This is a genomic window from Bradyrhizobium diazoefficiens, assembly GCF_016616885.1.
Lineage (GTDB): Bacteria > Pseudomonadota > Alphaproteobacteria > Rhizobiales > Xanthobacteraceae > Bradyrhizobium > Bradyrhizobium diazoefficiens_F.
The window spans coordinates 1,336,821-1,362,874 of sequence record NZ_CP067102.1 but is presented as its reverse complement, the minus strand read 5'-3'; the positions used below and the strand labels follow the sequence as shown (position 1 = coordinate 1,362,874).

The 26,054-nt window shown below is 64.5% G+C and carries 24 protein-coding genes; 13 read left to right on the top strand and 11 right to left on the bottom strand.

Annotated elements, in window-relative coordinates; genetic code table 11:
• Positions 1-121: 121 nt before the first annotated feature.
• Together JJC00_RS38865 and JJC00_RS38860 are read right to left on the bottom strand one after the other, a co-directional pair.
• Positions 122-259 (bottom strand): hypothetical protein, encoded by a 138-nt coding sequence (locus tag JJC00_RS38865; RefSeq protein ID WP_433996490.1) that lies wholly within the window; start codon positions 257-259, stop codon positions 122-124.
• A 182-nt stretch (positions 260-441) separates the two neighbouring features.
• Positions 442-624, bottom strand: a complete 183-nt coding sequence (locus JJC00_RS38860; RefSeq protein ID WP_433996489.1) for a helix-turn-helix domain-containing protein — start codon at positions 622-624, stop codon at positions 442-444.
• Between the two features lie 279 nt (positions 625-903).
• On the opposite strand from JJC00_RS38860, the gene JJC00_RS06340 reads away from it, so the two are divergent.
• From JJC00_RS06340 to JJC00_RS06325, 4 genes are all read left to right on the top strand, one after another.
• Entirely contained in the window at positions 904-1,926 is a 1,023-nt protein-coding gene (locus JJC00_RS06340) for a flagellar motor protein MotA (RefSeq protein WP_200471858.1), read from the top strand.
• Between the two features lie 25 nt (positions 1,927-1,951).
• Positions 1,952-2,980 carry a peptidoglycan -binding protein gene (locus JJC00_RS06335; protein ID WP_200471857.1) on the top strand — a complete coding sequence of 343 codons (1,029 nt, stop codon included), beginning with the start codon at positions 1,952-1,954 and terminating at the stop codon, positions 2,978-2,980.
• Positions 2,980-3,426, top strand: a complete 447-nt coding sequence (locus tag JJC00_RS06330) for a GNAT family N-acetyltransferase (RefSeq protein WP_200471856.1) — start codon at positions 2,980-2,982, stop codon at positions 3,424-3,426. Before JJC00_RS06335 ends, JJC00_RS06330 begins: the two co-directional genes overlap by 1 nt.
• A 68-nt stretch (positions 3,427-3,494) precedes the next feature.
• Complete coding sequence (locus JJC00_RS06325; protein WP_200471855.1) at positions 3,495-3,764, top strand: hypothetical protein; 270 nt, start codon at positions 3,495-3,497, stop codon at positions 3,762-3,764.
• A 197-nt stretch (positions 3,765-3,961) separates the two neighbouring features.
• Here the strand turns inward: JJC00_RS06325 and JJC00_RS06320 are convergent, their stop codons facing one another.
• The gene (locus JJC00_RS06320; RefSeq protein ID WP_200471854.1) at positions 3,962-5,788 is read right to left on the bottom strand and encodes an ABC transporter ATP-binding protein/permease; all 1,827 of its coding nucleotides are present in this window, start codon (positions 5,786-5,788) and stop codon (positions 3,962-3,964) included.
• A gap of 220 nt (positions 5,789-6,008) precedes the next feature.
• Here JJC00_RS06320 and rpmE point away from each other — a divergent pair, with 220 nt between their 5' ends.
• The gene (gene rpmE, locus JJC00_RS06315) at positions 6,009-6,236 is read left to right on the top strand and encodes a 50S ribosomal protein L31 (RefSeq protein ID WP_027530154.1); all 228 of its coding nucleotides are present in this window, start codon (positions 6,009-6,011) and stop codon (positions 6,234-6,236) included.
• A 221-nt stretch (positions 6,237-6,457) separates the two neighbouring features.
• On the opposite strand, the gene JJC00_RS06310 is transcribed toward rpmE, so the two are convergent.
• The 3 genes from JJC00_RS06310 to JJC00_RS06300 all read right to left on the bottom strand — a co-directional run bounded on the left by JJC00_RS06310 (position 6,458) and on the right by JJC00_RS06300 (position 9,631).
• Positions 6,458-6,967: a DUF1465 family protein gene (locus JJC00_RS06310; protein WP_200471853.1), complete on the bottom strand. Its 510-nt coding sequence runs from the start codon at positions 6,965-6,967 to the stop codon at positions 6,458-6,460.
• Positions 6,968-7,210: 243 nt separating this feature from the next.
• Positions 7,211-8,464 carry a group II intron reverse transcriptase/maturase gene (gene ltrA, locus JJC00_RS06305; RefSeq protein WP_246773922.1) on the bottom strand — a complete coding sequence of 418 codons (1,254 nt, stop codon included), beginning with the start codon at positions 8,462-8,464 and terminating at the stop codon, positions 7,211-7,213.
• Between the two features lie 975 nt (positions 8,465-9,439).
• The gene (locus JJC00_RS06300; RefSeq protein WP_200471852.1) at positions 9,440-9,631 is read right to left on the bottom strand and encodes a DUF1192 domain-containing protein; all 192 of its coding nucleotides are present in this window, start codon (positions 9,629-9,631) and stop codon (positions 9,440-9,442) included.
• Positions 9,632-9,751: 120 nt separating this feature from the next.
• Between JJC00_RS06300 and JJC00_RS06295 the strand changes: the two genes are divergently transcribed.
• Together JJC00_RS06295 and JJC00_RS06290 are read left to right on the top strand one after the other, a co-directional pair.
• The gene (locus JJC00_RS06295; RefSeq protein ID WP_200471851.1) at positions 9,752-10,750 is read left to right on the top strand and encodes an NAD(P)H-quinone oxidoreductase; all 999 of its coding nucleotides are present in this window, start codon (positions 9,752-9,754) and stop codon (positions 10,748-10,750) included.
• A 136-nt stretch (positions 10,751-10,886) separates the two neighbouring features.
• On the top strand, positions 10,887-13,763 hold the full coding sequence (locus JJC00_RS06290; protein ID WP_187436767.1) for an EAL domain-containing protein: 2,877 nt from the start codon (positions 10,887-10,889) through the stop codon (positions 13,761-13,763).
• Here the strand turns inward: JJC00_RS06290 and JJC00_RS06285 are convergent.
• Positions 13,760-14,041, bottom strand: coding sequence for a DUF7662 domain-containing protein (locus JJC00_RS06285; protein ID WP_200471850.1), 282 nt, complete (start codon positions 14,039-14,041; stop codon positions 13,760-13,762). The genes JJC00_RS06290 and JJC00_RS06285 overlap by 4 nt on opposite strands.
• A 146-nt stretch (positions 14,042-14,187) precedes the next feature.
• On the opposite strand from JJC00_RS06285, the gene JJC00_RS06280 reads away from it, so the two are divergent.
• Entirely contained in the window at positions 14,188-15,684 is a 1,497-nt protein-coding gene (locus JJC00_RS06280; protein WP_200471849.1) for a GGDEF domain-containing protein, read from the top strand.
• A 112-nt stretch (positions 15,685-15,796) separates the two neighbouring features.
• On the opposite strand, the gene galU is transcribed toward JJC00_RS06280, so the two are convergent.
• A complete protein-coding gene (galU, locus tag JJC00_RS06275; protein WP_200471848.1) occupies positions 15,797-16,672 on the bottom strand; it encodes a UTP--glucose-1-phosphate uridylyltransferase GalU in 876 nt (291 codons plus the stop codon).
• 250 nt (positions 16,673-16,922) lie between these two features.
• On the opposite strand from galU, the gene JJC00_RS06270 reads away from it, so the two are divergent.
• Both JJC00_RS06270 and JJC00_RS06265 read left to right on the top strand, forming a co-directional pair.
• Positions 16,923-18,296, top strand: coding sequence for a lytic murein transglycosylase (locus JJC00_RS06270; protein WP_200471847.1), 1,374 nt, complete (start codon positions 16,923-16,925; stop codon positions 18,294-18,296).
• Positions 18,297-18,446: 150 nt separating this feature from the next.
• Positions 18,447-20,168, top strand: a complete 1,722-nt coding sequence (locus JJC00_RS06265; RefSeq protein WP_200471846.1) for an SGNH/GDSL hydrolase family protein — start codon at positions 18,447-18,449, stop codon at positions 20,166-20,168.
• 133 nt (positions 20,169-20,301) lie between these two features.
• Here the strand turns inward: JJC00_RS06265 and JJC00_RS06260 are convergent, their stop codons facing one another.
• Together JJC00_RS06260 and JJC00_RS06255 are read right to left on the bottom strand one after the other, a co-directional pair.
• On the bottom strand, positions 20,302-20,676 hold the full coding sequence (locus tag JJC00_RS06260) for a CsbD family protein (protein WP_200471845.1): 375 nt from the start codon (positions 20,674-20,676) through the stop codon (positions 20,302-20,304).
• A gap of 91 nt (positions 20,677-20,767) precedes the next feature.
• Complete coding sequence (locus tag JJC00_RS06255) at positions 20,768-21,505, bottom strand: SDR family NAD(P)-dependent oxidoreductase (protein ID WP_200471844.1); 738 nt, start codon at positions 21,503-21,505, stop codon at positions 20,768-20,770.
• A 170-nt stretch (positions 21,506-21,675) separates the two neighbouring features.
• On the opposite strand from JJC00_RS06255, the gene JJC00_RS06250 reads away from it, so the two are divergent.
• The gene (locus tag JJC00_RS06250) at positions 21,676-22,563 is read left to right on the top strand and encodes a TauD/TfdA dioxygenase family protein (protein WP_200471843.1); all 888 of its coding nucleotides are present in this window, start codon (positions 21,676-21,678) and stop codon (positions 22,561-22,563) included.
• A 166-nt stretch (positions 22,564-22,729) separates the two neighbouring features.
• Here the strand turns inward: JJC00_RS06250 and JJC00_RS06245 are convergent, their stop codons facing one another.
• Entirely contained in the window at positions 22,730-23,374 is a 645-nt protein-coding gene (locus tag JJC00_RS06245; RefSeq protein ID WP_200471842.1) for a YqgE/AlgH family protein, read from the bottom strand.
• Positions 23,375-23,516: 142 nt separating this feature from the next.
• Between JJC00_RS06245 and JJC00_RS06240 the strand changes: the two genes are divergently transcribed.
• Entirely contained in the window at positions 23,517-24,356 is an 840-nt protein-coding gene (locus JJC00_RS06240; protein WP_200471841.1) for a protein-disulfide reductase DsbD domain-containing protein, read from the top strand.
• Positions 24,357-24,686: 330 nt separating this feature from the next.
• Positions 24,687-26,054 carry an oligosaccharide flippase family protein gene (locus JJC00_RS06235; protein ID WP_433996486.1) on the top strand — a complete coding sequence of 456 codons (1,368 nt, stop codon included), beginning with the start codon at positions 24,687-24,689 and terminating at the stop codon, positions 26,052-26,054.

Here is a 26,054-nt window from a genome sequence, read left to right as displayed (position 1 = left end):
GCTATCGCGCTGAGTTTTGGCTCATTTTCGCGATTCACCGGATTGTGAGTCCGGTTCCATCACGTCGCGATGCGACAGTTTAACGCCCACGTATCCCCGATCTGCTCCTACGCCTTGGCCTTCATGCATTCTCCTTCTCGATCACGCCAAGGCAGAACGCGATGAAGCTACGTACTTTCGCAGGCTGATGATGCCGCGAGGGAAACAGGGCATAGAGCGGGAACACCTCGCCGGGCCACTCGGGAAACAGGTTGATCAACGCTCCACTCTCCCAGCGACACCTCCGGATGTTGCGTCAAGAAGGCTCTGATGTGGGATGACAGGACGATCCGCGAGAAAAACGGATCGACGTTCACCCTCAACAGCCCACGCACGATGCCGGCCGAGCCCGAAGCTTCGGTTGCCGCTTCCTCGATGCCGGAAAGGTGTGGACTGACGCGCTCATAAAAGCGCCGTCCCTCGTCTGTCAAAGACAGTGAGCGCTTCGTGTTCAAGCAGCCTGACCCCAACGCGCGCTTCCAGCCGCGAAATTGCACGACTGACGGCAGAGGTCGTGAGGCCCAGCGCATCGGCCGCGCGCGGCACGCGTTCGGCAGTCCCGATGATCGTCGACACGACGCTCATGCGGCCATTCCCTCTCTGGGTGGCAGGGGAAAGAACATGCTGATTCGGGATTGATAGGCCCGGTAGCGCTCGATGGCCGCCAGTCCGGCAAGATACGTCGCCATGCAAAAAATCCGAGCTAAGCCTGTGGACTGCCGAAGTTTTGCAAAATACGTCTGTACCAAAGCCCGGTTTCAGCTTTGGGTTCCGACTCCTCCCGAAATCCGCACATCCGGCGCTTTTTTTAGGCGAGCGCTGTGCCATAGTGCGGAGGCAAGCAAGTAACGGATGATACCGGCCATGCCGTCTGGCGCCTCGCCCCGCTCCACCCTCGACATCGAATACACAAAACTATCCTCGCCCAGCGTCTTCCTGGTGCGGATGCTGGTTTTCCTGGTGCTGTGCACGCTGGTGGGCGTGGTGCTCTACAAGCAGATCATCCAGGCCTTCTTCGCCAATCCCGGGCTGAACGCCCTGATCGGGGCCGTGCTGTTCATCGGCATCGTGCTGGCCTTCCGGCAGGTGATCCGGCTCTATCCTGAGGTCTCCTGGGTCAACAATTTCCGCATCGCCGATCCCGGCCTGGCGCCGGCCCGGCACCCGAAGCTCCTCGCACCGATGGCGATGATCCTGGGCGGCGAGCGCACCGGGCGGATGTCGATCACCCAGACCACGATGCGGCATCTGCTCGATTCGATCGCGACCCGCCTGGACGAGGCCCGCGACATCTCCCGCTACATGACCGGCCTGCTCGTCTTCCTCGGCCTGCTCGGCACCTTCTGGGGCCTGATCGAGACGGTCGGCTCGGTCGGCAAGGTGATCGACGGGCTCAAGGTCGGCGGCGATGCCGGCGCGCTGTTCGACACGCTGAAGGAGGGCCTGGCCGCCCCGCTCGGCGGCATGGGCATCTCGTTCTCCAGCTCGCTGTTCGGCCTCGCCGGCTCACTGATCCTTGGCTTCCTCGATCTGCAATCGAGCCAGGCCCAGAACCGCTTCTACACCGATCTCGAAGACTGGCTCGCCACCACCGTGCGCGAATATGGCACCGGCGAGGTCGCCGCGGTCGCGAGCGGTGGCGGTGGGGTTGCCAGCGGCGAGCTCCAGGCCGCCGTCGAGCGGCTGCGCTCCGCGCTCGATGAAGGCAGCGCCAGCCGCGGCACCACCGCAGCGATGGCGAGCCTTGCGGAAGCGATCCAGGCGCTGGTCTCGCACATGCGGACCGAGCAGCAGATGATCCGCGAATGGGCCGACGGCCAGGGTGAGCAGAACCGCGAGATCCGCCGCCTGCTGGAGCGCATCGCGCGCCAGCCCGAGAAGAGTTGAGCAATCTAACGTGTGAGAGGCGAGCATGGCTCTAGCCCGCGGCCGCCGCAGTGAAGGCGCCTTCAACTACTGGCCCGGATTCGTCGACGCGCTGTCGACGCTGGTACTGTCGATCGTGTTCCTGCTCTCGGTGTTCCTGGTCGTGCAGTTCTTCCTGTCGCAGGAGGTGACCGGCAAGGACAAGGCGCTCGAGCAGCTCAACGCCAAGATCGCGCAGCTTAACGAGCTGCTGTCGCTGGAGAAGCTCGGCAAGCTGACCCTCGACGACCAGGTCTCGCAGCTCAAGGCCGGGCTCGCCTCGGCCGAGAGCGAGCGCGACCGCATCAAGGGCCTCTATGAGGGCTTAGCCGCCGCCGGCAACGACGCGCAGGGCAAGACTTCCGAGCTCGGCAAGGCGCTCGACTCCGAGAAGGCGGTCTCAGCGCGGGCGCTGGCGCAGATCGAGGTGCTGAACCAGCAGATCAGCGCGCTGCGCCGGCAATTGGCGGCGCTCGAGGAGGCGCTCGACGCGAGCGAGAAGCGCGACAAGGAATCGCAGAGCCGCATCGCCGATCTGGGTTCTCGCTTGAATGTTGCCTTGGCGCAGCGCGTGCAGGAATTGTCGCGCTACCGCTCCGAGTTCTTCGGGCGCTTACGCGCCATTCTCGGCAACCGTCCTGACATCCGCGTGGTCGGCGACCGCTTCGTGTTCCAGTCCGAAGTGTTCTTCGACACCGGACAGGCAACGCTGCTGCCCGAGGGCCGCGCCGAGCTCGATACGGTCGCGGCCGCGCTGATCGAACTCGACAAGAAGATCCCGGCCGAGATCGCCTGGGTGCTGCGCGTCGATGGCCACACTGACGTGCGGCCGGTGAATGGTCCGAACTTCAAGTCGAACTGGGACCTGTCCGCAGCGCGCGCGATCTCAGTGGTGCAATATCTGATCTCGCTCGGCGTACCAGCCCAGCGCCTGGTCGCCGCCGGCTTCGGCGAATTCCAGCCGCTCGACACCGCCAACACCGAAGACGCCTACAAGCGCAACCGCCGCATCGAGCTGAAGCTGACGGAGCGGTAGTGAGCGCGCCCCACCTCCGCCCCTACGCAGACGCTGACGAAGCGGCAGCGATCGACCTCTGGCATCGTACCTGGCAGCAGGCCTATCCGCAGATCGATTTTGCTGCGCGGGTGGACTGGTGGCGCGAGCGCTGGCGGAAAGAGCTGGTGCCGAAGGCCGCGATCGTGGTGGCCGAACAGGATGGCGCCGTGACCGGTTTCGTCACCATCGACGGTGACGGCTATCTCGACCAGCTCGTGGTCGATCCCAGCCATTGGGGCTCGGACGCGGCAAGCCTGCTGGTCGGCGAAGCGAAACGCCTGTCGCCATCAGGCGTCACGCTGCTTGTCAACAAGGATAACAGCCGCGCCATCCGCTTCTACGAGCGCAACGGCTTTGCCCATGAGGGCTCCGACGTGAACCCGACGTCGGGACGGCCGGTGCTGAAGATGGCATGGCGGCCGTGACAGATGTCACGGAGAAGCCCGACGTGGTTTGCTAGTCGTGGCAACCAGCGAGCTGATGGAGAGGATCGATGCGGCTGAGCGATCTGGCCATGGGGTCTTCGGTCTTTCTGGGCGTCATCGTCGCCGGCTATGTCTCGACGATCTACGTCGACCAGCGCCTCGCGCCGGCGCCCAATATAGCCAATGGGACGACGGGTTCGCCGGCGCCGACGAGCCCCCCTGCTCCGACCGACAGCCCGGCTCCGGCCAATGGCGGGTCGGCCTGTATCGGCGAGGACGGCAGCTGGAAGAACTGGCCGTGGCCGAACGTGCCGATGGGATCGCCGAAGTGCAAGTGAGATCAGACAGGGCATTTTGTTGGCATCGGGTACTGCAAGAGAGAGCGGTGTGAAGCTCCTTCCAAATGCGCCGCTGTCATTCCCCGCGAAAGCGGGCAATCCAGTACGCCGCAGCCTGTCGATTTATCACTACCGTCACGGCGTACTGTGGATCACCCGCTTTCGCGGGCGATGACACCGTCAATGAGGTGAGAGCCTCACGCCCCCTCGAACTGCAGCCTCGCAAGCCTTGCATAGAGCCCGTTCACAGCCACCAGCTCCGCATGCGTGCCCTGCTCGACGATCTTGCCCTGGTCCATCACCAGGATGCGGTCGCAGGAAAGAACGGTGGCGAGGCGATGCGCGATCACCAGCGTGGTGCGGTGGCTCATCAGTTCCTCGAGCGCGGTCTGCACCAGCGTCTCGCTTTCGGCGTCGAGTGCGGAGGTTGCTTCATCGAGCAGCAGCAGCGGCGCATCGCGCAGGACGGCACGGGCGATCGCGATGCGCTGGCGCTGGCCGCCCGAGAGCGTCACGCCGCGCTCGCCGAGCGGGGTCTCGAAACCTTCGGGCAGACGGCGGATGAACTCGGTGGCATGCGCGAGCTCCGCCGCACGCTCGACCTCGGCGTCGGTCGCATCAGGCCGGCCGAAGCGGATGTTTTCGCGGGCGCTCGCGGCAAAGACGTTCGATTCCTGCGGCACCAGCGCGATGCGGGAGCGGAAATCGCGCGGGTCGGCAGATTTCACCGGCACACCGTCGAGCGAGATCGCACCACCGCGCGGATCGTAGAAGCGCAGCAAGAGATGGAAGATCGTGCTCTTGCCGGCACCGGACGGGCCGACGATCGCAACCTTCTCGCCAGGCCGCACGGTGAACGACACGGCGTCGAGCACGTTGGCGTCGGGCCGCGCCGGATAGGCGAAGCTGACGCGATCGAAGCCGACCTCGCCGCGCCCCGGCACCGGCAGCACGCGCGGCGACGCCGGCGCCTTGATGTCGGGCTGCACATGCAAGATCTCGAACAGGCGTTCGGCAGCACCTGATGCAGCCGACACCTCGCCCCAGACCTCGCTGAGCTGGCCGAGGCCTGCCGCCGCAAACGCGGCATAGAGCACGAACTGGCCGAGCCGGCCCGGCGTGATCGCGCCGGTGAGCACGTCGTGCGAGCCGATCCAGAGGATCCCGACCACGCTTGCGAACACGATGAAGATGACGATGGCGGTCAGCACCGCGCGGGCCTGGGTCGAGGTGCGCGCGGCCTCGTAGGCCTGCTCGACCTCGCCGCCAAAACGCTTCGCAGCCAAGCCCTCGCTGGTATAGGCCTGCACGGTGCGGATCGCGCCGATCAGCTCGCTGGCATAGGCGGACGCATCGGCAAGCGTGTCCTGAGCATTGCGCGAGAGGCGCCGCACCCAGCGCCCGAAGGCGACCAGCGGCAGCACGATCAGGGGGATCGCAAGCAGCACGAAGCCGGAGAGACGGGGACTCGTAATCACCATCATGGCTGCCGCGCCAAAAAACATCATCAGATTGCGCAGCGCGATCGACACCGAGGCCCCGACGGCGGATTTGATTTGCGTGGTGTCGGCGGTGAGGCGCGACACCAGTTCGCCGCTGCGCGCGGAATCGAAGAAGGCCGGCGAGAGCGAGAGCAGATGCGCAAACACGTCGCGCCTGAGATCGGCGACGATGCGCTCGCCGATCGTCATCACGAGGTAGTAGCGCGCGGCGCTCGCGAGCGCGAGCACGGCGACCACCGCGATCATCACCGAGAAGTAGCTGTTGATCAGCGCGATGCCTTCCGGCGTCAGGCCGAAATCGATCATCCTGCGCACCGCGACCGGCACCAGCAGTGTGGTGAGTGCCGCGACCGTCAGCGCGACAAAGGCGAGCGCCGCCCGGCCTCGATAACGGGCCACGTAAGGCGCGAGCGCCATCAGTGGCCGCAGCTTGGCGCGGCCCTTCTCCGGCTGCTCGATCAGCTCGGCTTCGATCGACGGGGCCTCTGCCGGCCCGGTTTCAAGCCGTTCTACTGCGCTCATTGGAATCCGACCAAAAGAGAGACGTTGACTCCACATAGGCCGCGGCAGGGGGCGAGGCAAATCCGGGATGTCCCTTAGGGGACGGCCCGGTTCTCCTTTGCCCACAATGGCTTGTTTTAGGGGCCCAGCTTGTCATTAAGGGGGCTGTGGGGTATAGACCCGGCCAAATCCGTCATTCGATAGTCACTCAAGCAAGGCGCCGGGCGCCCTAGGAATTGCCATGAAAGCCGAAATTCATCCGGATTATCATACGATTAAGGTCGTCATGACCGACGGAACCGAGTACCTGACCCGCTCCACCTGGGGCAAGGAAGGCGACACGCTGAACCTCGACATCGATCCGAAGTCGCACCCGGCCTGGACCGGCGGCAACGCCCAGCTGATGGATCGCGGCGGCCGCGTCTCCCGCTTCCAGAAGAAGTTTTCGGGCTTCCTCAAAAAGGATTGATCCGGCCGCAAGGCTGGAGACGAAAAACGCCCCCGGAGAGCCGGGGGCGTTTTTGTTTTGGACCCGTCATCCTGAGGTGCGAGTGATGGGGCGCAGAGCGCCCCATCGGGAGCCTCGAAGGATGAACGGCCCGGATGCAGCGGGGCCGTCGCCCTTCGAGGGCCGCTAAAGAAGCGGCCACCTCAGGGTGACGGTTCGACGTCAACGGCGGCGATAGACCCTTACCGCTCGAACGCAGCCTTCAGCGCGTTGAGGTGCGGCACCAGCGGGTTGCCGATCGCGGGGAGCTCGGCCGGCGGGGTGTGGATGGTGGTGTCGAGACGGCGCACGCGGGTCTGAAGGCTCATCGAGCGATGGATCAGGTCCTGGAGCTGCGACGGCAGCTTCTCGATGGTATCGGCGGGGCCCGGATCGGCGGCGGTGAGCTTGACCTTGGTCTTCTCGCGGTTGGCCTGGACCAGCGTCATCTCGCCTTCCTTCACCGCGCGGTGCAGCAGCAGCCACGAAGCGAGCTGCATCAGGCGGGTGGTGAGGCGCATGCTCTCGGTCGCGTAAGTGAGGCTGACGGCGCGATCGAGCGCCTTGGCTTCGTTGCGGCCGGCGCCGTCGAGATAGGCGGCGGTCTCTTCGACCAGATCCATGCCCTCACGGAACAGGACGCCGAACGCCGCAGAATTGGTGAACCGCTCGCTGAGTTGAACGAGAGCGCCGTCGGCCTGCAAACGTTCCATGGTTAACGCCCCTTACGCAACTGTTTACCCGTCCGGCTTTGGCGCCGGCTTATGATGAACAAATCATTGCGCGGGCGAACCGCGGAGTCCAGCGACAAGCGCGGATATGGTTTCCACGGGTCTTTCCTCGGAATTCAACCGGGACGAGACGCAAAAAAGCAGGAATGAGAATCGGGTAGGAGGAAGCCTTGCGGCTTCCCCCTCCCACACCACCGTACGTACGGTCCCGTATACGGCGGTTCGTCAAGCACGATTGAGGTGGCGGTGCAGTCCGACGAAGGACGGCAGGCCGAGTTGCGTGAAGAAGGCGGCGCGATAGGCGTCGTTCATGTGGCTGGCCCCGGCATTCCACCAAGGGCCGCGGCCGTTGTAGGCCGACCGCCATGCCCGCTCCGGATCGAGCCCGCGTTGCATCAAACGCTTGAGGCGTGTCCGTGGCCGTTTCCACTGTCGCCAGAGAACACAGCGCAATTTGCGCCGCATCCAGCCGTCGAGCTCCTCGAACACCCCTTTGGCCTCCGCCAGCCGGAAGTATTGCAGCCAGCCGCGCAGGATGGGGGTCAGGGTCTTGACGGTCGATGCCAGTGTTCGTCCACGCCCTTGGCGCAGCGTCGTCCTCAGCTTGCTCCGCAACCGCTTCACGCTTTTGACCGCTACCCGGAGGCGCGGCTGCTTGTGAGCGGTCATGGTGTAGCCGAGGAAGGTCCGCACCCAGGGACGGTCAACCGCGCTCTTCGCTGCGTTGACCTTGAGCCTCAACCGCTCGGTCAGGAATCGCGTGATCGACGCCATCACCCGCTCGCCGGCCCGTCGCGTCCGAACATAGATGTTGCAGTCGTCGGCGTAGCGGCAGAAGGCATGGCCTCGTCGCTCGAGTTCCTTGTCCAGATCGTCGAGCAGGATGTTCGACAGCAAAGGTGACAGAGGGCCGCCTTGCGGCGTGCCTTCGCTCCGTGCCGTCGTAATCCCGCCCGTCATCAGTCCAGCCCGCAGGTAGCGGCGGATCAACCGCAGCACCCGCTTGTCCGCAACCCGGCGCGCCACCCGTGCCATCAGCACGTCGTGGTTCACCCGGTCGAAGAACTTTTCCAAATCGAGGTCGACGACAAAGCGTCGACCCTCAGCCACATGCGCTCGCGCGGCAAGCACCGCGTCGTGCGCGCTGCGTCCCGGACGGAAGCCGTACGAGGCCTTGGAGAAGCCTGGATCGAACAGCGGCATCAGCACCTGATGCATCGCCTGCTGGATCAGCCGGTCTACTACCGTCGGGATGCCAAGTTGGCGCACCCCTCCGCCAGGCTTGGGGATTTCCACCCCGCGCACCGGCTGCGGCCGGTAGCGGCCTTCCAGCAGTTCCTCTTTGATGCGCGGCCAATGCTCCTTCAGATACGGCTGCAATTGCTCCACGGTCATCCGATCGATGCCTGCAGCGCCCTTGTTCGCCATTACCCGACGGTAGGCCGTCATCATGTTCGCTCGGCTGACGATCTCCTCCATCAGCCGCGCTTCCACCTCCGGAGGGGAAGGTTGCGGTCTCGCCGTGGCGATTGATGCACCCAGCCCCTGCTCTGGCGGCTTCCGGCCGCTACCCTCGGGGTGAGCACGACGCATCTCAGCGTCATCGTCTGCATCTGTTGGCACCATCGACAGGCCGGCCTCCTCCGGTACTCGACGTTCGGCCCTTCGCCGGCTTGGTGCTGCCGGTTACTACGGCCTCTGCTGACTTCTGCCGCCCCATCCCGACGCCTTGCGGCGCCGGTAGCACACCCGTTGCCGGGGGCAGGACGGCAGACCTCCCAGGGTCAGTCGCGTGACCTTCGTGCCATCTACCTGTCGCATCTACGGCCGCACCCTCCGAGTGATATCGGGCTTCGGGTATTTGGGCTCCCTCGCCCGGATGCGGACGCCTCTTATGCGCTTGCTGTTCGTCAGGCCGGCACTTTGCTTACAGCTTCCTTCAGACCCCGCCTCGCGACGACGCCCTTGCTGTTCGGCTAACGGTTCCTATCACCAAGGTCCGTAGAGGACTCACACCTCCAAGTCATCGACCGGACACCACTCCGGTCAAATCGCGCCACTCACGGCGCTCCGCGCCATGCCTGGCGCACCCAAAAAAGAGCCGCCGGAAGACCGGCGGCTTTGAAAGTTGATAACAGGGAGGCGTCAAACAGAGTGGACAGGAGCCACTCGGTGTCCAAACGAGGACAGTTCCAGTCATAAACTCGAAAGCTTAATGTGGAGTAAACGAACGAATTTTTTGAGGGTTCGTTAGCCATGTCGGTCAGTGGCCGAGGGGGACGGACAAGGCTCTCCGTCATGCCCGGACTCGTCCCGCCTGCGCGGCCGAAGCCGCTTCGGCGAGGCGAAGGCCCGGGCATCCACGTTCTTCGTCGCAGCCGGAAAGAAAAACGTGGATGGCCGGGACAAGCCCGCCATGACGCCGTGGAAGCGGCTCGCTCCTCTCTGGAGTTCCTACGTCTTGAAGACACTGTTCGCCGCATCGCGCGAGGCGCGCTTTTTGGTGGCGGCTTCCTCCAATCGCACGATCTCGGTCTTGAGCAGGGCGACACGCTCGGTCAATTCCTCGACCGACAACAGTGAGAGATCCTGTCCGATCTCGTGGGTGATCTTCTTGCGCGGGCGGTCGTCGTCTTCCATCGGCATCGTCGTTCCTCCGATCAGGTCCGCCAGGCGGTCAAACGAAGTTGAAGCGGTTGCCAGCGCCAGGCGCTCTGGTTAATCAACTGGCCTATTCAATCCTGCCCTCTTCTCCAAGGACAAATCATGGAAAAGCTGCCCGCGCAAATGACCGTGGTCGCCATCTCCAAGCCCGGCGGACCGGAGGTGCTGGTGCCGGAACAACGGGCCCTGCCGCAGCCCGGGCCCGACGAGATCCTGGTCAGGGTGCAGGCCGCCGGCGTCAACCGGCCCGACGTGGCGCAGCGCTCCGGCGCCTATCCGCCGCCGCCCGGCGCCAGCGACCTGCCCGGACTCGAGATCGCCGGTGAAGTGGTGGCCGTCGGCAGCAATGCCAAGCGGCACAAGATCGGCGATAAGGTGATGTCGCTCGTCGCCGGCGGCGGCTATGCGCAGTACTGCATCGCGCAGGACGCCCAGGCCATGAGCGTACCGCCGGCGCTGTCGATCAAGGAAGCCGGCGCGCTGCCGGAAACCCTGATGACGGTCTGGCACAATGTGTTCGAGCGCGGCGGGTTGAAGGCCGGCGAGACGCTGCTGATCCATGGCGGCTCCTCCGGCATCGGCACCATGGCGATCCAGCTCGCCAAGGCGTTCGGCGCAAAAGTGTTCGTCACCGTCGGCTCGCAGGACAAGATCGATGCCTGCCTGAAGCTCGGCGCCGATCGCGCCATCAACTACCGGAACGAAGACTTCGTCGCCGTGGTCAAGGAAGAGACCAACAAGGTCGGCGTCAACCTGATCCTCGACATGGTCGCGGGCGAGTATGTCGACCGCAACTATGATGCCGCGGCGGTCGACGGCCGTATCGTGCAGATCGCGACCCTCAACGGCCCCAAGGTCAGCGTCAACATCGCCAAGGTGATGGTGAAGCGGTTGACCCATACCGGCTCGACCTTGCGTCCCCGTAGTAATGCGGACAAGGCGGCGATGGTCGCCGCGATCGAAGCCAAGGTGATGCCGCTTTTGCGCGAAGGCCGCGTCAAACCGCTGATGGACAGCGCTTTCCCGCTGGAAAAGGCATCCGACGCACACCGGCGCATGGAGACCTCCGCACATATTGGCAAAATTGTGTTGGAGGTCTAGGCCGCTGGCCCACCAAACGAGGCGGAAACCCTTTGATTTTCTTGGGTTTCGTGGCATCTATCGCCACCTGCCGAACCACTTCTGTTCGGTCTGAAATCGTCTTTACAGAGTTTGCGTCGAACGCGGAGAACTGACCTTGCGTCTGATCAGGTGCCTCGCGCCCATCGCGCTGGGCCTCATGATTCTTGTCGCCGCGTCCCCTGCACGCGCGCTTGACGCTGTCAGCGTCCGTGGCGATGCGCCCGCGATCGACCTCACCGGCGTGCTCGAGCACCAGCGCAGCGACGCCGACCGCATCCAGGTCTCCACCGCGCCCGGCACCGACGGCATCGTCCGCCGCATCGAGGTACGCGCCCGCGAAGGCGGCCAGAACTGGGTGGTGTTCGCGCTCGCCAACAACACCGACGACCAGCTCGACCGCCTGATCGTCGCCCCGCATTACCGCATCGTCTCGTCGGGCCTGCTGTGGCCCGACCTCGGGCTATCGCGCATCGCGACCATCACGCCCTCGACCGGCGACCGGCCGGAACGGCAGGAAAGCCCGACCGCCGACGTGTTCCGTATCACGCTCGATCCCGGCGCCGTCGTCACCTTCGTCGCGGAGCTGCGCACCGACAAGCTGCCGCAGCTCTATCTGTGGGAGCCGGAAGCCTACAAGGACAAGGTCAACTCGTTCACGCTGTACCAGGGTATCGTGATCGGCATCTCCGGCCTGCTGGCGCTGGTGCTGACCATCCTGTTCGTCGTCAAAGGCAGCATCATGTTCCCGGCGGCGGCGGCGCTGGCCTGGGCGGTGCTGGTCTATATCGGCGTCGATTTCGGCTTCTGGGGCAAGGTGCTCGACATGTCGAACAACGCCGAGCGCATCTGGCGCGCGGCGGGTGAAGCGATCCTGGCGGCGACGCTGCTGGTGTTCCTGTTCGCCTATCTCAATCTCAGTCGATGGCATGTGCGCTACTCGCACATCACGGTGGGCTGGCTTGCGTTCCTTGGCTCGCTGGTCGCGCTCGCGCTGTTCGACCCGGCCGTCGCCTCCGGCATCGCGCGCATCTCGCTGGTGCTGATTGCCTTCGCCGGCTTTGCGCTGATCGTCTATCTCTCGACCCACGGCTTCGACCGCGCGGTGCTGCTGATCCCGACCTGGTTCCTCCTGGTGGTCTGGGTGGTCGCGGCCGGCATGACGGTCGCGGGGTCCGTCACCAACGACATCGTCGGCCCGGCGCTGCTCGGCGGCCTCGTACTGATCGTGATGCTGATCGGCTTCACGGTGATGCAGCACGCCTTTGCCGGCGGCGGCGCCACCACCGGCGTCGTCTCAGATATCGAGCGGCGGGCCCTGGCGCTGGCCGGTTCCGGTGATCTGATCTGGGACTGGGATGTCTCCGCCGACAAGGTCTTCACCAGCCCCGAGACCGAGGCCCTGCTCGGCCTCAAGCGCGGCACCCTGGAAGGCCCGGCCGCCTCCTGGCTCGAAGTGCTGCATCCGCTCGACCAGGACCGTTTCCGCGCCGCGCTCGACAGCGTGCTCGACCAGCGCCGCGGCCGGCTGGTGCAGGATTTCCGGCTGCGCACCCCCGACGGCCACTTCATGTGGTTCGCGCTGAAGGCGCGCCCGGTGGTCGGCTCCGACGGCGAGGTGTCGCGCGTGGTCGGCACGCTGACCGATGTCACTGAGCTCCGCAACGCCGAGGAACGCCTGCTGCACGATTCCGTGCACGACAATCTCACCGGCCTGCCCAACCGCAAGCTGTTCATGGACCGGCTGGGCGCGGTCGCGCATTTCGCCAAGTCGATGCCGACCCTGCGCCCGACGCTGATGGTGATCGACCTCGACCGCTTCAAGCAGGTCAACGATTCCGTCGGCATCGCGGTCGGCGATTCCATCCTGCTGACGCTGGCCCGCCGCCTTACCCGCATCCTGAAGCCGCAGGACACGCTGGCGCGACTCGCCGGCGACCAGTTCGGCCTGATCCTGCTCTCGGAGCAGGACCCGGCCCGCATCACCGCCTTCGCGGAAACCATCCGCAAGACCATCCGCGCGCCGATCGCCTTCAACGACCGCGAGATTTTCCTGACCGCCTCGATCGGGCTCGCGCTGTCTGATCCGCAAGTTCAACTGACGGACGAGATCATCAAGGACGCCGAGCTGGCGATGTATCACTCCAAGCGCATCGGCGGCGACCGTATCGACGTCTACAAGCCGGCGATGCGCGCGCGGAAGACCGATCGCCTGACGCTGGAGAGCGAGCTGCGCCGCGCCATCGAGCGGCAGGAGCTCACCATCCTCTACCAGCCGATCGTGCGGCTGGAGGATCGTTCGGTCGCCGGCTTCGAGGCGCTGGTGCGCTGGGATCATCCGAAGCTCGGGCGCATGGCGCCGTCGGAATTCATCACCATCGCGGAAGAGACCGGCCTGATCGTCGACCTCGGCATGTTCGTGCTCGACCAGACCGCAAAGCAGCTTTCGATCTGGCAGCGCGCGATGCGCTCGCGCGAGCCGATCTTCGCGAGCGTCAACGTCTCCTCGCGCCAGCTGCTGCGCCATGATCTCATCCACGACATCCGCACCGTGCTGTCGCGCTCCTCGGTGGCGCGCGGCACGCTGAAGCTGGAATTGACGGAATCGCTGGTGATGGAGAACCCGGAGCACGCAGCCCAGATGCTGACGCGCATTCGCGAGCTCGGCACCGGGCTGTCGCTCGACGATTTCGGCACCGGCCATTCGTCGCTCGCCTATCTGCAGCGCTTCCCGTTCGACACCATCAAGATCGACCAGTCCTTCGTCCGCACCACCAATCGCGGCACGCGGCCGGTGATCCTGAAATCGATCATCGCGCTGGCGCATGATCTCGGCATGGACGTGGTGGCGGAAGGCGCCGAGACCGATTCCGACGCGGTCGAGCTGTATCAGCTGGGCTGCGAATACGCGCAGGGCTTTGCCTTCGGCGAGCCGATGGACGCGGACGCGGCGATGCGGCTGCTGACGGAAGTGCGGCTGGAAGCGGCGAGCTAATCGCTCTTTGCCGTCAGGCGCCGCCTGTCACCCTTCTGTTTCGTGAACCGCACCGTCTGGCCGTCCGGCATCCGCGTGGCCTTAAAGCCCGCAGCGAGGCAGGCTTCGCGCTGCGGCATCTTGATATCCGGGCTGCGCAAGGTATCCCACCATGAGGCACGATTCGCCGCACGCGGCAGGGCCGCGCCGATGATCTCCTCGATCTCCTCAAAGCTCAGCACGAATTCCATCTGCTTCTGCCGCAGCAGGTAATCGCGTAGCGCGTCGTAATCGTTCACCGTCGTCCTCTATTCCTTTGTCCACGGTCTGACCTGCTCAAAAGCGGGACCGGCGGAAACCAATCCTTAACTGATTGCGGCAGCGGCGTCGCGGCTTAAACACTACGCAAGATTTCAGGCGCATCCACTACGGTCAGGAGCAAAGGATGCTGTCTGGATCGCGCGACACCACGGCCGGCCGGCCGTGGCGCATTTCGGCGAAGCTGCTGATCATCTCGTCCGTCGTGACGGTGATCGGCTTTTCCGCCATTTGCGTCAACGTCATGCTCGACATGCGCCGCGGCGAGGAGGCGCTGGCCCGCCAGACGCTGGAAAACCTGGCCACCTCGATCGACGCCGACATCAGCCGCAATATCGAGATCTACGACCTGTCGCTGAAGGCGGTCGCCAACAACATGCTGATGCCCGAGCTCGCCACGGTCTCGAAGCCGATCCGCCACCTCATCCTGTTCGATCATGCGACGACGGCTCGGCATTTCGGCGCCATCCAGGTGTTCGACGCCGACGGCAGGCTGACCATCGACGCCTCCACGCTCGATCCGCAAGCAGAGAACCGCGCCGACGAGGACTATTTCAGGATTCACCGCGACAACCCTGAGGCCGGTCTGTTCATCAGCCGGCCGATGCTGTTCCGCGGCGCCTATTCGATCGTGCTGAGCCGGCGCATCAGCGACACCGACGGTGGCTTCCTGGGGGTCGTCGCCGGCTCGATCCGCTTCAGCTATTTCCACGAGCTGTTCGAGCGGCTGAACCTCGATCCCGAGGATACCATCACCGTGCTCAAGCGCGACCGTACCATCATCATGCGGCGACCGTTCGATCTCGACGTCATCGGCAAGAACCTCGGCGACCGGCCGACCTGGAAGGCCGACAATCTCAAAGTCGGCGGCTCGTTTGCCGGACAGGGGCCGATCGATGACACGGCGCGGCTTTATGTCCGCAGCAGTGGGGCCAATCCGCTGTTCGTGGTGGCCGGCAAGCCACTCGGTTCGGTGTTCGCGCTGTGGCAGAAGGAGGCGCTCCGCATCGGCGCCGTGGTCCTGATGCTCTCCCTGTTCGTGCTGGGATCGGCCATCGTGCTCGCCCGCGAGATCGCCCGCCGTGCGGATGCTGAAAGCAAGCTCGAGGAAATGGCGACGACGGACGCGCTCACGGGCCTGCGCAACCGCCGCAAGTTCGATTCCGTCATCGAGATCGAATGGCGGCGCGCCATGCGCGAGAAGACGCAGGTCGCGCTGCTGATGATCGATGCCGATCACTTCAAGGCCTACAACGACACGTTCGGCCACCAGGCCGGCGACCAGCTGCTGGTCGGCATCGCCATCTGCATCTCCGATTCGGTGCGCCGCGCCGGCGACTGCGCCGCGCGCTATGGCGGCGAGGAGTTCGCCGTGCTGCTGCCGAACACCTCGGCCACTGACGCCTTCAAGATCGCCGAGACCATCCGGGCCAAGGTGCTTGGCTGGTCCGACGGCGGCGCGGGATCGACCGTCTCCTGCGGCATCGCCAGCCTCGCGCCCACCGCCGGCATGGACTGGGCCATCCTGGTCGCCGCCGCCGACAAGGCGCTCTATGCGGCGAAAGCCGGCGGCCGCAATCAATCGGTGGTGGCGAGCCTGCCGAAGCTGTCGCTGGTGGCGTGAGCTCGGCTCTTTCCTCGTCATTGCGAGCGAAGCGAAGCAATCCAGAAATGCATCCGCGGAGACAGTCTGGATTGCTTCGCTTCGCTCGCAATGACGGAAGGGGTGGCGAGCCCTACTGCCCCAGATATTTCCTCATCTCCGCGATCAGCCCCTCACGCAATTCCGGCCGCTTGAGGCCGTAGGCGATGTTGGCGCGGAGGAAGCCGGACTTGGAGCCGCAATCATGGCGCTCGCCTTCGAACTCGACGCCGTAGAATTTTTGCGACTTGGCGAGGCCAATCATGGCGTCGGTGAGCTGGATCTCGCCGCCGGCGCCGCGCTCCTGGGTCTCCAGGATCTTGAAGATCTCAGGCTGAAGAATGTAGCGGCCGGTGATCGAGAGGTTGGAGGGCGCGGTGCCCTTGGCCGGCTTCTCGACCATGCCGTCGACCTCGAACATCTTGCCGGTGCGTTTTCCCACGCCGCAGATGCCGTATTGATGGGTCAGATGGTCGGGCACCGCCTCGACCGCGATGACGTTGGACTTTTCGCCGAGCTTGCTGGCCGTCTCGATCATCTGCTTCAGGCAGCCGGGCGTGTTGAGCACGAGCTCGTCGGGCAGCACCACTGCGAACGGCTCGTCGCCGACGATGTCGCGCGCGCACCAGACCGCATGACCGAGGCCGAGCGGCGCCTGCTGACGCGTGAAGCTGACCGCACCGGCTTCCGGCTGGTTCTGCGCCAAAATCTCCTGCTCGGCCTTCTTGCCGCGCGCAGCGAGCGTCGAGTCGAGCTCGAACATCTTGTCGAAATGATCTTCGATGACATTTTTGTTGCGGCCGGTGACGAAGATGAAGTGCTCGATGCCGGCTTCCCTCGCCTCGTCATAGACGTACTGGATCAGCGGCTTGTCGACGATGGTAAGCATTTCCTTCGGCATCGCCTTGGTGGCGGGCAAAACGCGGGTGCCGAGGCCGGCGACGGGGAATACGGCTTTGCGGATTTTCATGTGATTGATCGAATACCTTGGAGCGCACGTGAAAGAAGCAATGGCATCTTGCTAGCCGGTTTGCAGCCGGTAACAAAGGCGGATGTAGGGCTCGGGTCCTGGAATTGAGAAAACCTGGAATTGAGAAAAGGCCACCACCGAAATTTCACCTTTGTTAAGATATTGGCAACCGTAACGAGGCCTCCTGATGGCTGATTTTTGGCCGGACGGGTGGGACATGAGGAAATCGGTGACAGGGGTAGCTTTATCGATGACCGGCGCAACAATGCTTGCGGCCGCGCTCCTGTTCCCTGTGTCCGCGCAGGCCCAAGGCCAACAAGGGCAACAAGGGCAAAACGGCCTGTCGAACCTGTTCGGCGGTATTTTCTCCGGCTCTAACCTGGTGCCCTCGCAAGCCCCGCCCGGCCCCGGCGGCGCCCAAACGGGAGCTCAGCCTTGGAGCGGCGAGGACGGCGCCTCCGGCCATCCGCTGATGACGGTGGCCGCGATCCGCGAGGCGGCCTCCAATTTTGACAATTGCGTCGCGGGCATGTGGCCTGATGCCGCACGGCGCAACATCACGCAGGAGAATTTTCAGCGCTTCACCACGGGCCTTGCGCCTGATTTGCGCATCATGGACCTGATGGATTCGCAGCCAGAGTTCACCAAGTCGATCTGGGACTATCTCGACATCCTCGTGAACGACAACCGCCTCGCCAAGGGCAAGGAAGTCCTCGCCAAGTACAAGGCGCAGTTCGACGCGACCGAAAGGGCCACTGGCGTCGACCGCTACATCATCGCCGCGATCTGGGGCATCGAGTCCAATTATTCGACGCAGATGGGCGACCGCAGCGTGCTGCAATCGACCGCGACGCTCGCCTGCGTCGGCCGCCGCCAGGCCTATTTCAAGGACGAGTTTCTCTCGGCGCTGGAGATCCTCAACCGCGGCGATCTCAGGCCTGAGCAGATGCGCGGCTCCTGGGCCGGCGCGTTCGGCCCGACTCAGTTCATGCCGACCGCGTTCAAGCGCTTCGCCGTGGACGGCGATGGCGACGGAAGGCGCGACGTCGTCGACAACGCCAGCGACCTGATCGCCTCCACCGCCAACAATCTGAAGAAGGACGGCTGGCAGAGCGGCCAGACCTGGGGTTTCGAGGTCGTGGTACCGCAGGGCTTCAACTACATGCTGGCCGACCGCGCCAAGGCGATGACGATCGCGCAATGGGAGAAGCTCGGGCTCAAGCGCGCAACCAACCAGCCCTTCCCGCATCCGGCGGAAAAGGCCTATCTGCTGGCGCCCGCCGGCGCGCAGGGGCCGGGCTTCCTGATGCTGCAGAATTTCCGGGTCATCATGAAATACAATCCGGCCGAGGCCTATGCGATGGCGATCGGCCATTTTGCCGACCGTCTGCGCGGCGGCCAGCCCTTCGTGCAGCCCTGGCCGCGCCAGGAACGGGAATTGTCCAGGGGCGAGCGGCTGGAACTCCAGCAACTGCTGGCCCAGCGCGGCTTCTACAAGGGCACCCCGGACGGCCAGTTCGGCGGCCAGACCCGGGACGCGCTGCGCAACTTCCAGGCCTCGATCGGGCTCCCCGCGGACGGGTTTGCCTCCTCCGATGCGCTGGACCGGCTGCGCGGGCGGTAAAAACGCGCCGAAAGTAACCCTGAAGCGGGATTTTGGCCGATCCCGGGTGTGTGGCCCCCAAGAATCTGCAAGAGAATTTGCCCGTTTGGCGCCCGATTCCGTTATTATAACGACCTACTTCCAGACCCCGTTGCGCGCGCCCGAGATCGCATGTCGAAGCCCAAATCCTTTTTCAAGGCGCTGACCGAGACCGGCCCGTTGATCGCGCTGGGGACGGCGCTCGCGATCCTGGTCTCGATCGCGGGACCGGCTTCCGCGCAGTTCTTCAACTTCCCCGGCTTCGGCGGCCCGCCACAGCGGCAGGCCCCGCCGCCGCGCAGCGGTGGAGGTGGTGGCGGCTGGTTCGGCGGCGATTTCTTCGCGCCGTTCCAGCAGCAGCAACAGCAGGCCCCGCGCCAGGATTTTTCGCGCGCGCCGGCGCCTATCAAGCGAGACACCATTCCCGACAAGAACGTGCTGGTGATCGGCGACGCCATGGCGGACTGGCTCGCCTATGGCCTGGAAGATGCCTACACCGAACAGCCCGACATGGGCGTGATCCGCAAGCACAAGACCACGTCAGGCCTGATCAAGTACCAGCCGAAGGGTGAGCCCTCCGACTGGACGGCGGCCGCCAAGGGCATCCTCGAGACCGAGAAGCCCGACGTCATCGTCGTGATGCTCGGCCTCAATGACCGCATCGCGATCCGCGAAGCTGCGGCCGACAAGTCAGACAAGCCGGCGGATAAGGACAAAGACAAGAAGAACGACAAGGGCGCGCGCGCCAAGCCGCAAGGAAAAGGTGACGCAAAGCCCGGCGATGCCAAGCCCGACACCGCCGCCAAACCCGACGACAAGCCTGTTGACACCGACCTGCCGCAGGACGACGCCGATAACGCCGATACGCCGGCCGCCGCGCCCGAAAAGACCGCGCGCAACCCGAACGGCCTCTACGAATTCCGCGACGACCACTGGGTCGAGCTCTACAGCAAGAAGATCGAGGAACTCGCCAACGTCCTCAAGGCCAAGGGCGTCCCGGTGCTCTGGGTCGGCCTGCCCGCGATCCGTGGACCCAAGGGCACCGCGGACATGCTGTTCCTGGATTCGCTCTATCGCGAAGGCGCGGCCAAGGCCGGCATCACCTATGTCGACGTCTGGGACGGCTTTGTCGACGAAGCCGGCCGCTTCCTGCAGAAGGGTCCGGATTTCGAAGGCCAGATCCGCCAGTTGCGCAGCGGTGACGGCGTCTATTTCACCAAGCCGGGCGCACGAAAACTCGCCCATTATGTCGAGCGCGAGATCACGCGCCTGCTGGCGGGACGCTCGGGCCCGATCGCGCTGCCGAGCGAGCCGGCGACGCCCGACACCAGCGCCGAGCCCGGCAAGCCGGCGCCGCGGCCACTCGCCGGTCCGATCGTGCCGCTGGTTGCGGCCTCGATCTCGACCGATCAATTGCTGGGTGGACCGGGCACGCGCCCAGCCGCCGTCGATGCGCTCGCAGCCCGGACGCTGGTGAAGGGCGAGCCGCTCGCCGCGCCCGCAGGCCGTGCCGATGATTATTCCTGGCCGCGCCGTGAAGTCGGCCGCGAGCAGGCCAAGGGCGATACGCCGATGGCGGCGACGACGCCCGATGGTGGTGCTGCGGCTCACGGTGCGGCCGGCACGCCCGGTGCCGCCGCTGCGATCGCGCCGCCCAAGCCACCCGCGCCGAGGAAGCCAACGCCGCCGCAGCAGCCGGCACAGGCCGCGCCGTCATTGCGCGATTTCTTCGGCTTCGGCTCGCCGCAAGCACCGCCGCGTCAACTGGCGCCGGCGCCGCGCAACCCGAATCCGAACCCTGCGATTCCGCGTCCGCCCGGCAATGTCGGACGGGCGGCGGAAGTGATGCGGTAATTGCTGTCATTCCGGGGCGCGTCTCATGGCGCGAACCCGGAATCCATTCAACGACATTGATGCTGGCACGACGGATGCTCAGATGCGCAATTGCGCATCAGAGCTCGCGTTTCGCGCGCCCCGGAATGACGACCTAGCCGTAATAGCGCCAGCGCGGGGGCGGGCGACGTGCGGGGCGCGACATCAGCAGCGCGAGCGCGAAGCCGATGCCGCCAGCAACCAGCAGTGCGCCGAGCGGATTGTCCTGCACCTTTTTGGACAGCGCCTGCGAGCCATCACGAAGCGTGTCGCCGCTATTCTCATAGGCATCCTTGGCGTAACTTGTCGCGGTGTCCGCGGCATCACGCACGGCGTCCTTGGCCTGGCCGTAGAGATTCTGCACGGTGCCGGCGGCTTCGCGCGCCTTGCCCGATGCCTGCGTCTGCGCATCGCCTGCGAGATCGCCGACCGCACCTTCCGCGCGTCCGGCGAATTCCTTGGCCGTTCCGACGATCCTGTCGTTGTCCATGATGCTCCTCCTCGGGGGGTTCGCCGGAGTAACCGATCAGGAGCAGCGCAGTTCCAATGCGGCTCAGAGTTTGGCCTAGAGAGAGTTTGGCCTAGAGAATGAGACCGCCATCGACGACCAGCGTCTGGCCGATGATGTAGGACGACAACGGCGAGGCCAGGAACAGGGCCGCGCCCGCCATGTCGGCCGGCGTGCCCAATCGCCGCAGCGGAATGCGCAAAAGTGCACCTTCGAGCCGCTTCGGATTGTCGGTCGTCACCTTCGTCATCTTGGTGTCGACGAGACCGGGTGCGATGCCATTGACGCGGATGCCGTCTTCCGCCCAGGCCTCGCCCAGCGTCCGCGTCAATCCGACCGCGCCGGTCTTCGAGGCATTGTAGGCGGGATTGCCCATGGTGGAATGATAGGCCGCCGTCGAGGACACCATGATCAGCGCGCCCTTGGAATCCCGCAACATGGAATGAAACCGCGTCGCGCACGCCATCAGGCTCATCAGATTGACCTCGACGACCCTGCGGAAGCCCGTCATTTCGAACTCGCCGCGGCGATAGATCACCGCGCCCTGCGCAAGCACCAGGATATCGAGCCGGTCGAACGACGGCTTGAAGGCTTCGATCGCACCGGCATTGCTGACGTCGAGTTGCGCGTAAGCAAGCGAGGTGAGATCGGAGCCTTCCTCCGCAGAATATTCCGTGGCCCGAGCACGCGTTCCGCACACCGCGACAGCTGCGCCCCTCGCACGGAAGGCTTGCGCGATGCCGTTGCCGATACCGCTGGAGCCACCGACGACAAGAACCTGCTTGCTTGAGAAATCGAGCTCGTTCGTCATCGCGGCCTCCCTTTTGTTTTGCTTGTTTGACCTGTCTGCGGATCGATGCCAGCCTTGTCGATCTCAGCGCTTAAGAGATATGCGCACCGAGCGTTGACAACTAGGAGTGCAGGAGTAGCTTTTTCGACAGCAGAGCGGGACCAACCGCTCGCACTCGCGGGAGAGACGCCATGACGATCGCCATCCGGCAGCTTCAGAAGCATTTTGCCGGCGAGGTTTCCGGCCTCGACCTGCGAAAGCCTCTCACACCGGATGTGGCCCGCGAGGTCGAGGCCGCCATGGACGAATACGCGGTACTCGTCTTCCACGATCAGGACATCACCGACGAGCAGCAGATGGCCTTTGCGCTAAATTTTGGTCAGCGCGAGGATGCACGCGGGGGCACCGTCACCAAGGAAAAGGACTACCGGCTCCAGTCCGGCCTCAACGACGTCTCCAATCTCGGCAAGGACGGCAAGCCACTCCCAAAGGACAGCCGCTCGCATTTGTTCAATCTCGGCAACTGCCTGTGGCATTCCGACAGCTCGTTCCGCCCGATCCCGGCAAAATTCTCGCTGCTGTCGGCGCGCGTGGTGAACCCGAAGGGCGGCAACACCGAATTCGCTGACATGCGCGCGGCCTATGACGCGCTCGACGACGAGACCAAGGCAGAGATCGAGGATCTCGTCTGCGAGCACTCGCTGATGTATTCGCGGGGATCGCTCGGCTTCACCGAATATACCGACGACGAAAAGCAGATGTTCAAGCCGGTGCTGCAGCGGCTGGTGCGGACCCATCCGGTGCATCGCCGCAAGTCGCTGTATCTCTCATCGCATGCCGGCAAGATCGTCAGCATGAGCGTGCCGGAGGGACGGCTGCTGCTGCGCGATCTCAACGAGCACGCGACGAACGCAGAATTCGTCTACGTCCACAAATGGAAGCTGCATGATCTCGTGATGTGGGACAACCGCCAGACCATGCACCGCGTCCGCCGCTACGACCAGTCCCAGCCCCGCGACATGCGGAGGGCGACGGTGGCGGGGACGGAGCCGACGGTGCGGCAACAGGCGGCGGAGTAGGACGAACGATCAGCCTGTCGTTGAGAGCGAGCGCGTCTCAACAAATTCCGTCATTGCGAGCGAAGCGAAGCAATCCAGAATGCCCCGCAGAGAGTTTCTGGATTGCTTCGTCGCAAGGGCTCCTCGCAATGACAGCGGTGAGAGCTATGCCACACCCACCAGAAAGCTACGCGTGTCCCGCCTCGTTCGAGAGCATGCCGGGATCGATGCCGATCTTGCGCAGCGCTCGGCCGTATTTCTCGTCGACGTCGTCGCCGAAGATCAAATCCGCGTCCGCGTCGCAATGCAGCCAGCCATTGCTCTGGATCTCGGTCTCGAGCTGGCCCGGGGCCCAACCGGCATAGCCGAGCGCGAGGATGGCGTGCTTGGGGCCGGAGCCGTTGGCGATCGCACGCAGGATGTCGACGGTCGCGGTGAGGCAGACGCCGTCGTCGATCCGCAGTGTCGCGTGCTCGATGTAGAAGTCGCTGGAGTGCAGCACGAAGCCGCGGCCGGTGTCGACCGGGCCGCCGGCCAGCACCTTCATGCTTTCGGCATTTTGGGGCAGCTTGATGTGCTCGCCCTTCTTGACGATGCCGAGCTGCTCCAAAAGTTCTGGGAAATCGATGCTGCCGGCCGGATGATTGACGATGATGCCCATCGCGCCCTCGGCCGAATGCGCACAAAGATAAATCACCGAACGCTCGAAGCGGGAGTCGCCCATGACAGGCATCGCGATCAGGAGCCGACCGTCGAGATAACCGGCCGAATTGGGGAGCCCAGCGCCTGCGCTGCGGGTGCTTTCGCCCGTCCTCTTGCCTGTGGCAGCCATGGATGAAGCACTCCGGTTTCAATTCCTATCCTGATGTCGGGCCGCCTTGCTGTCAAATCAAGGCTTGCAGAGACTTGAATCAAGTGCATCCATCACAAGCAATTCAATGGTTTGCCCTGGGGCGACCCTGTAAAGACGTGCCATGCTGACAAGAGTTCCCCTGCATGCGGCGTTTGGCGTCGCGACCACCTTGCTTGCGTCGTCGCTGGCGATGGTGGCCCATGCCGACGATGCTTCATTGTGGCAGCGCGACGGCCATTCCGCGGTGCGGCTGCTCGCGGGATCGCGCACCGGCGCGGTGCTGCTCGGCGGTATTGCTTTCCAGCTCCAACCCGGCTGGAAGACCTATTGGCGCATGCCCGGCGATTCCGGCGTGCCGCCGCGGTTCGACTTCTCCAAGTCGGATAATGTCGAATCGGTGACCGTGATGTGGCCGGCGCCGCTGAAGTTCGACGACGGCGCGGGCGGCCATTCGATCGGCTATCACAACCAGATCGTGCTGCCCTTGCGCATCGTCGCCAAGGCCGCCGACAAGCCGGTGACATTGCGCGCCGAGATCAATTACGCGGTCTGCGAAAAGCTCTGCATTCCCGTCGAGGCCAATGTCGAGCTCGGCTTCAACAACGTCGCCTCGACCGAAGATGCCAATCTGCGCGCGGCGCTCGACAGCGTGCCGAAGCCCGCCACGATCGGTGATCCCAATCCGCTGACCATCCGCGACGTCAAGCGCGACGGGCCCAAGAACGTTGTGGTCGACGTCGTTGCGCCCGAGAACAGCAAGGTCAATCTGTTCGTGGAAGGGCCGACGCCGGAGTGGTCGCTGCCGATCCCTGCGCCGGTCGAGCACAGCCCACCCGGCGTGAAGCGATTTTCCTTCGAGCTCGACGGATTGCCGCCGGGCGCCAAGCCCGACGGCGCGGCGCTGAAGTTCACGCTGGTCGGGCCGGAGAAGTCGTACGAGTTCAATACGAATTTGGAGTAGTTCGTCGTCCTGGACAAAGCGCGAGTGAATGCTCTGCTGGCGCTCCACCATCAGCTGTCGTCCCGGACAGGCGGAGCGCAGATCCGGGACCCAAACGCCGCAGCAATAGTTTTGCGAAAATTCGGAGTTACCAGCTTCGCGCCGCAACTACTCCCTGGGGTTATGGATCCCGGCCCCCGTGCGCAATTGCGCACTAGGCCGGGACGATACTGTTGGTTGAGGCGACAAGACAGATCGTCACCCAACCGAATCTTAACGAATGGTTGCTAGTCCCAGGGACGACCGCATCAAGCCTGCCGCAGCATGCGGAACGCCCGGGGATTCCTAGAATTGGCCGTGATGGATGCAGAACCCGCAACGACCGGACCGGCCGGGTTGATCGCGCGGCTGCGCGCCAGGCTGACGGGCGGATCGAGCGAAGCATCGCTGACGCGGCGGCTGGCCGGCACCATCTTCATCATCCGCGTCATCAGTGCGGGCCTCGCCTATGTCTCGCAGGTCCTGCTCGCGCGCTGGATGGGGACGTCCGACTACGGCATTTATGTCTATGTCTGGACCTGGGTGCTGCTGCTCGGCAGCATGATGGATTTCGGCATCTCGGCTTCCGCGCAAAAGATCATTCCGGAATATCGCGCCAGCGGTGACCATGCGCTGCTGCGCGGCTTTCTCTCCGGCAGCCGCTGGCTGACTTTTGCAGTCTCCACGCTGGTGTCGCTCGCGCTCGCCGGCATCGTCAAGTTGTTGTCGCCTTGGATCGATCCGGCCGAGGAGCTGCCGCTCTATATCGGCTGCATGACGCTACCCGCTTTCGTCGTCGCCAACACCCAGGACGGCATCGCACGCTCGCATGACTGGATGCAGCTCGGCCTGATGCCGCAATTCATCATCCGCCAGGCGCTGATCATCGGCATCACGGCCTGCGCCTTCCTGCTCGGCTATCATCTCGGCGCGATCGCCGCGATGGTCGCGAGCGCCGGCGCGGTGTGGATCGCAATGACGGGGCAGATGGTGGTGCTGAACCGCAAGCTCGCCGATCACATCACGCCCGGCCCCAAGGCCTATGACATCAGCGGCTGGCTCGCGGTCTCGCTGCCGATCCTGCTGGTCGAAAGCTTCTATCTGCTCTTGTCCTACACTGACGTGCTGGTGCTGCAGCAGTTCCGCCCGTCCGATGAGGTCGGCGTCTACTTCGCCGTGGTGAAGACGCTGGCGCTGGTGTCGTTCATTCACTACGCGATGTCGGCGACAACGGCGCATCGCTTCGCCGAATACAATGCGCTCGGCGACAAGGCGCGCTTGTCCGCCTATGTCGCGCACGCCATCAACTGGACGTTCTGGCCGTCGCTGGCGGCGACCGCCGTGCTGCTCGCGCTCGGCAAACCCCTGCTCTGGCTGTTCGGACCGCAATTCGTCGTTGGCTACGACATCATGTTCGTCGCCGCGATCGGCCTCGTGGTGCGCTCCGCGATCGGACCGGTCGAACGCCTGCTCAACATGCTCGGCCAGCAGAAGATCTGCGCGCTGGCCTACGCGCTCGCCTTCGTGATGAACCTCGTGCTTTGCATCGCGCTGGTGCCGCGCTTCGGCGGCCATGGCGCCGCGGCCGCGACCTCTGTCTCGCTCACCTTCGAAACGGTGCTGCTGTTCTGGATCGTGCGGCAGCGGCTGGGGCTGCACGTGCTGGCGTTTGGTAAATAG